The organism is Neoroseomonas rubea, from assembly GCF_016106015.1.
In the GTDB taxonomy this organism is placed as follows: Bacteria; Pseudomonadota; Alphaproteobacteria; order Acetobacterales; family Acetobacteraceae; genus Neoroseomonas; species Neoroseomonas rubea.
The window spans coordinates 1-6,012 of record NZ_JACADQ010000262.1 but is presented as its reverse complement, the minus strand read 5'-3'; the positions used below and the strand labels follow the sequence as shown (position 1 = coordinate 6,012).

The following is a 6,012-nucleotide window of genomic DNA, read 5'->3' as shown; positions in this document are numbered from 1 at the left end:
AGGTTGGCAAGTGCGGCCTGCGGCTCGTCGCCGGCCAGATGCGCGGCGAAGATGCGCCGCATCTCGGCCGGCCGGCCGGCGCGCACCGCCGCACGCCCCGCGGCCGGCGTGCCGAGCGCGCGCAGGTGCAGGTAGCCGATCCCCGCAGCCTCCAGCGCTGCGGACAGCGCGCCCTTGGCGAAACCCGGCCGTCGGCTGTTCGCCAGCGCCCGCACATCGACCAGCGTCGCGACCCGCGCGCTCTTCAGCGCCGCGATCAGCCTGTCCGGCGTGGTCCCCTCATAGCCGATGGTCAGGACCTCGCCGGGGCCGCTCATCGCGTCACGGCGGCATGCGCGGCAAGGCAGGCCACGTCGAGGATCTGGTTCACCCCCGCCTGCATCGGCACGATCTGCGCCGAATGCGTCAGCCCCGTCAGCAGCGGGCCGATCACCGTTGCACTGGTCAGTCGCGGCACCGCGCGCGTCAGGATGTGCGCGGCGTGCAGGCCGGGCATGATCAGCACATTGGCCGGCCCGGTGAGGCGGCAGAACGGGTAGAGCGAGGCCCGCAGCCCGGGGTCCAGCGCCACGTCAGCCGACATCTCCCCATCGAACTCGAAATCCGCGCCGCGTTCGGCGAGCAGCTTCACCGCGTCCCGGATCGAGCCGGGGATGGTGCCGCGCGGGTCGCCGAAGGTGGAGAAACTCAGGAAGGCGACGCGCGGTTCGAGCCCGAGCCGCCGCGCCGCAGCCGCCGAGCCGCGCGCGATGCCGGCCAGCGTTTCAGCATCCGGGCGTTCATGCACCGCCGTGTCGGCCACCAGCACCGTGCCGGCGCGGCGGGAGACGATGATGGACACGCCGAAGACGCTCCGCCCGGGCACCGGGTCGATCGCCATGGAGATGCCCTCCATGGCGACGGCGTAGGAGCGCGTGGTGCCGGTCACCAGCGCATCCGCCTCCCCCGTCGCGACCATGCAGGCGGCGAAGACGTTGCGGTCCTGGTTGACCAGGCGCTGGCAGTCGCGGAACAGGAAGCCGTCGCGCTGTTTCTTCCCATAGAGGTATTCCGCGTAGCGGCGGTTGCTCTCGGACACGCGCGCGTTCTGGATCTCGATGCCATCGGGCAGCGGGATGCCGAGCGCGGCGGTGATCGCCGTGATCCGGTCCTCCCGCCCGACCAGCACGGGCGTGCCGTAGCCGGCGTTGCGGAAGGCGATGGCGGCGCGGATGACCTTCTCCTCCTCGCCTTCCGCGAAGACCACGCGCCTGGGGTTGTTGCGCACGGAATCGGCGATCGCTTCCAGCGCGCCGACGGTCGCGTCCAGCCGGTTGGCGAGGTCGCGTTCATAGCGCTGCAGGTCGAGCAGCGGCTTGCGCGCGACGCCGCTGTCCATCGCGGCCTTGGCGACGGCGGGCGAGACGCGTGAGATCAGTCGCGGGTCGAAGGCGTTCGGGATGATGTATTCTGGGCCGAAGCGCAGCGCCTTGCCCGCGCCGGCGCCGGCCACTTCCTCCGGCACGTCCTCCCGCGCGAGCATCGCCAGCGCGCGGGCCGCAGCAACCTTCATCGCATCGTTGATGGTGCTCGCGCGCACGTCGAGCGCGCCGCGGAAGATGAAGGGGAAGCCGAGGACGTTGTTCACCTGGTTCGGGTAGTCCGACCGGCCCGTCGCGATGATGCAGTCGGGCCGCGCGGCGCGCGCCTCGTCCGGCGTGATCTCGGGGTCGGGGTTCGCCATGGCGAAGATGATCGGCTTCGGCGCCATGGCGCGGACCATCTCCTGCGTCAGCGCGCCCTTCACCGACAGGCCGAAGAAGACATCCGCGCCGTCCAGCGCCTGGGCCAGCGTGCGCGCGGAGGTGGTCACGGCATGCGCCGACTTCCACTGGTTCATGCCTTCGGTGCGGCCGCGCCAGATGACGCCCTTGGTGTCGCAGAGGATGACGTTCTCGGGCCGCATGCCCATCGCCTTGACCAGTTCCGCGCAGGCGATGGATGCCGCGCCGGCACCGTTGATGACGAGCCGCGTCGTCGCGATGTCGCGCCCGGTCAGGTGGATGGCGTTGATCAGCCCGGCGGCGGCGACGATGGCGGTCCCGTGCTGGTCGTCGTGGAAGACCGGGATGTCCATGAGCTCGCGCAGGCGCTGCTCGATGACGAAGCATTCCGGCGCCTTGATGTCCTCGAGGTTGATGCCGCCGAAGGACGGGCCGAGGTAGCGCACGGAATTGACGAAGGCGTCCACGTCCTCGGTATCCACGCAGAGGTCGATCGAATCGACATCGGCGAAGCGCTTGAACAGCGCCGCCTTGCCTTCCATCACGGGCTTGGACGCCAGCGCGCCGAGGTTGCCCAGGCCGAGTACCGCCGTACCGTTCGAGATGACGGCGACGAAATTCCCCTTGGCCGTGTAGTCGTAGGCGAGCTTCGGGTCGCGGTGGATGTGCAGGCATGGCTCCGCGACGCCCGGGGAATAGGCGAGGCTAAGGTCGCGCGCGGTGATCAGCGGCTTGGTCAGCCGGATCTCGAGCTTGCCGGGCCGCCCCTCGGCGTGCATGGCGAGCGCCTCCTCGGCCGTCACGCGGGTGGTGCGCGTATCCTCGGCGGGCGGCTGCTTCACATCGTCCATTGTCGTTCTTGTCCCCGGTTCGGCGGTACGGTCGCTGAGCGGCCCATTGTGGGCCCGGGGGGCGCGCGATGCGACCCCCCGGCTTCGCAGGCGCGTCAGGCGCGCCGGAGGTTCCAGGGATAGGGGGAGGACCCCTCCAGCATCCCCGTCAGGTCGCGCCGGAAGGCCGTGCGGATGCGGAACTGGCCGAGCGGGACGAAGGCCGCTTCCTCCAGCGCGTGGCGGCCGAGCTCGCCGGCGAGCGAACGCTGCTTCGCCGGATCGGTTTCGTACAGCCAGGCCTCGGCCAGTTCCTCCGCCCGCGCGCTTTCCCACCAGCCGAACCAGCCGCGCAGCCCCTGGCCGCGCACGAGGAAGGAGAGCGCCGGATTGGCCCAGGCGGTCGCGCCCCCGGTCGTGTGCAGCATGGACCAGCCGCCGCGATCGACCGGTTCGCGCGAGTTGCGCCGCTGCACCACCGTGCCCCAGTCGCTTTCGGCCAGGTCGATGTTCATGCCGATCCGCTTCAGCCGGTCTGCGGACACCAGGCCGAGTGGCCCGATATCGGGGAAGTCGGTCGGGTTAATGATGACGGCGCGCTGGTTGGCGTAGCCCGCTTCGCGCAGCGCGGCGCGCGCGCGGTCCAGGTCGCCTGGGATCATCGCCGCGCCCGCATCCTCGTGATACGGCGTCCCTCGCGGCCAGAGGCTGCGGCAGAGGTCCCAATCCTCCCGCGCATCGCCGCGGGAGGCGCGCATGTAGTCCTCCTGCAGCACGGACAGCCGCACCGCCTTGCGCACTGCCGGATTGTCGAAGGGCGGATGGAGGCAGTTCATGCGCATCACCGCAAGGCGGCCGAGCGGGTCCGTCACCTCCCGCCGCACGTCGCGCGCGCGGGCGAGCAGCGCGCCGAGATCCGGATGCGGCCTTTCCCACCAATCGACCTCGCCGCTCTGCAGCGCCGCGGCGGCGGTCGCGGGGTCGGGCAGGATATGCCACTCTATGCGCCGGAAATGCGCGACCTTGGCCCCCGAGGTCCAGGAGGGCGCTTCCTGCCGCGGCGCGTAGCCGTCGAACTTCTCGTAGACCACACGGCTGCCGGAATTGTATTCGCCCGCGATGAAGCGGAAGGGGCCGGAGCCGATGACCTCGGTGATCGCGCGGCCGGGATCGGTGTTGGCGATCCGCTCCGGCATGATGAACAGCGTCGAGGAATCCGGCTTGGCCAGCGCGTCGAGCAGCAGCGGGAAGGCGCGCTTCAGCCGCACCTGGAAGTTGCGGTCGTCGGATGCCGTCCAGTCCTCCACCACGCGGGCGAGCAGCTGGCCGACGGGCTCCCGCGCGCACCAGCGCTTGATGGAGGCGATGCAATCCGCCGAGCGCACCGGGTTGCCATCGTGGAAGCGCAGCCCTTCGCGCAGGCGGAACCGCCAGGTCAGGCCGTCGGACGACGTCTCATGCCCCTCCACCATCTGCGGCTTGGGCGCCAGTGACGCATCGACGCCGTAGAGCGTGTCGTAGACATAGTAGCCGTGGTTGCCGGTGACGGTCGCGGTCGTGAAGATCGGGTCGAGCACCGAGAGGTTCGCCTGCGGCACGAAGCGCAGCGTCGTAGCCCGCGTGTTCTGCGCGACGGCCGGTGCGGCCATGAGGCCGGCGGCGCCGGTCGCGAACAGGGTGCGGCGATGGATCATGGAACGGCCCTCCTCCCGGGCGTCGTGACGCGCCCATGGCGGAAGGCTAGGACGCCGTGGCGCGCGGGGGAACCCGCGGCGTCAGCCGAGATTGGCCGGATCGTTCATGTCGAAGGTCAGTTCCACCCGCAGCCCGAACGGATCGGTCAGGAAAAGCTGGTGCAGGGGGAAGCCGGGCAGCGGCGCCTCGGCGTAGCGGATGCCGCGCGCGTCGAGCAGCGCGCGGATGTCGTTCAGGCCGCGCGCGCGGAAGGCGACATGCTCGAAGGACGCCCCCTTGGACGGCCCCTCCGGCGGCCCGACCGTCTCCCGCGCCGCGAGATGCACGATCGGGCGCCCGCCCGCATAGAGCCAGTGGCCGGGGAAATCGAAGGCGGGGCGCGGCCCTTCCTCCAGCCCCAGCAGGTCGCGATAGAAGGCGAGCGCCGCCGGCAAATCCTGCGGCCGGCAACGCAGATTCGCATGGTCCAACCCGTCGATCCGCATCGCGCCCTCCCCTTGTGTCGCGTTCCCGTCTAGACCCTGCCCATGACAGGCGCCCCGCCCCCGGACCGCAAGGAGATTCCGCGCGCCGAAGGCGCACCTGGAATCCCGCGCGCCGAAGGCGCGACCCCCGCCATGGCGCAATGGTTCGCCGCCAAGGCCGCGCATCCGGATGCGCTCGTCTTCTTCCGCATGGGCGATTTCTACGAATTGTTTTTCGCCGACGCGGAAGCCGCATCGGCCGCGATCGACATCGCGCTCTCCTACCGGGGCGAGCATCGCGGCGAGAAGGTGCCGATGTGCGGCGTGCCCGCTCATGCGCATGAGCTCTACCTCGCCCGCCTGATCCGCCAGGGCTTCCGTGTCGCGATCTGCGACCAGATGGAAACGCCGGAGGAAGCCAAGCGCCGCAAGGCGCCCACCATCAAGCGGGAGGTGGTGCGCCTCGTCACCCCCGGCACCGTGACGGAAGACGCGCTGCTGGACGCCGCGCGGCCTGCCTGGCTGCTGGCCCTCGCCCCGGATGGGGACCGCCTCGGCGCCGCCTGGCTGGATGTCACGACCGGCGCCTTCGGCACCGAAAGCCTGCCGGCGTCCGACCTGCCGGCGCTGCTCGCGCGGCTCGAACCTTCCGAAGTGCTGGCACCGGAGGCGCTGGCGCGCGGCGCGGCACTCGCCCCGCTTGCCGAGCGCGTCGCGCATGTCGAGCCCCCCCGCGACGGCGCGCGTCGCCTGGCGGAGGCCTTCTCGGTCGCGACGCTGGACGGCTTCGGCGCCTTCACGGTGGAGGAAACCGCCGCCGCCGCCATGGCGGTGGACTATGTGCGGCTGACCCAGGCCGGCGCGCTGCCGCGCCTGTCAGCGCCGGTGCCGGCCGGCGCGCGCGGCCTGCTGCAGATGGATGGCGCGACGCGCCGCAGCCTCGAGATCCTGCGCAGCGAACGGGGCGAGGCGCGGCATGCGTTGCTCGCCGCCGTCGACCGCACCGTGACCGCCGCGGGCGCGCGGGAACTCGCAGCCCGGCTCGCCGCACCGCTCGCCGAGGCAGCACCGATCGCGGCACGGCACGATGCGGTGGCCTTCCTGCTGGCGGCCGATGCGGTGCGCGGCGGCCTGCGCGCTGCGCTGAAGGGCGCGCCTGACATGGCGCGCGCCCTGGCGCGCCTCTCGCTCGACCGCTTCGCCCCGCGCGACCTGGGCGCGATCCGCGACGGGCTGGCGCGGGCCGAGGCGATGGCCGCC

5 protein-coding genes are annotated in these 6,012 nt (G+C 71.6%); 1 reads left to right on the top strand and 4 read right to left on the bottom strand.

Features of this window, described 5'->3' with window-relative positions; genetic code table 11:
- The 4 genes from HW577_RS18985 to HW577_RS18970 all read right to left on the bottom strand — a co-directional run.
- Positions 1-317, bottom strand: a 317-nt coding sequence (locus HW577_RS18985) for a DUF488 domain-containing protein (protein WP_198377707.1), incomplete at its 3' end; no start/stop codon positions are given.
- Positions 314-2,614 carry an NADP-dependent malic enzyme gene (locus tag HW577_RS18980; protein WP_198377706.1) on the bottom strand — a complete coding sequence of 767 codons (2,301 nt, stop codon included), beginning with the start codon at positions 2,612-2,614 and terminating at the stop codon, positions 314-316. The genes HW577_RS18980 and HW577_RS18985, both read right to left, overlap by 4 nt.
- A 95-nt stretch (positions 2,615-2,709) precedes the next feature.
- Positions 2,710-4,287: an ABC transporter substrate-binding protein gene (locus HW577_RS18975; RefSeq protein ID WP_198377705.1), complete on the bottom strand. Its 1,578-nt coding sequence runs from the start codon at positions 4,285-4,287 to the stop codon at positions 2,710-2,712.
- A gap of 81 nt (positions 4,288-4,368) precedes the next feature.
- A complete protein-coding gene (locus HW577_RS18970) occupies positions 4,369-4,758 on the bottom strand; it encodes a VOC family protein (protein WP_198377704.1) in 390 nt (129 codons plus the stop codon).
- Between the two features lie 57 nt (positions 4,759-4,815).
- On the opposite strand from HW577_RS18970, the gene HW577_RS18965 reads away from it, so the two are divergent.
- Positions 4,816-6,012, top strand: a 1,197-nt coding sequence (locus tag HW577_RS18965; protein ID WP_474100249.1) for a MutS N-terminal domain-containing protein, incomplete at its 3' end; no start/stop codon positions are given.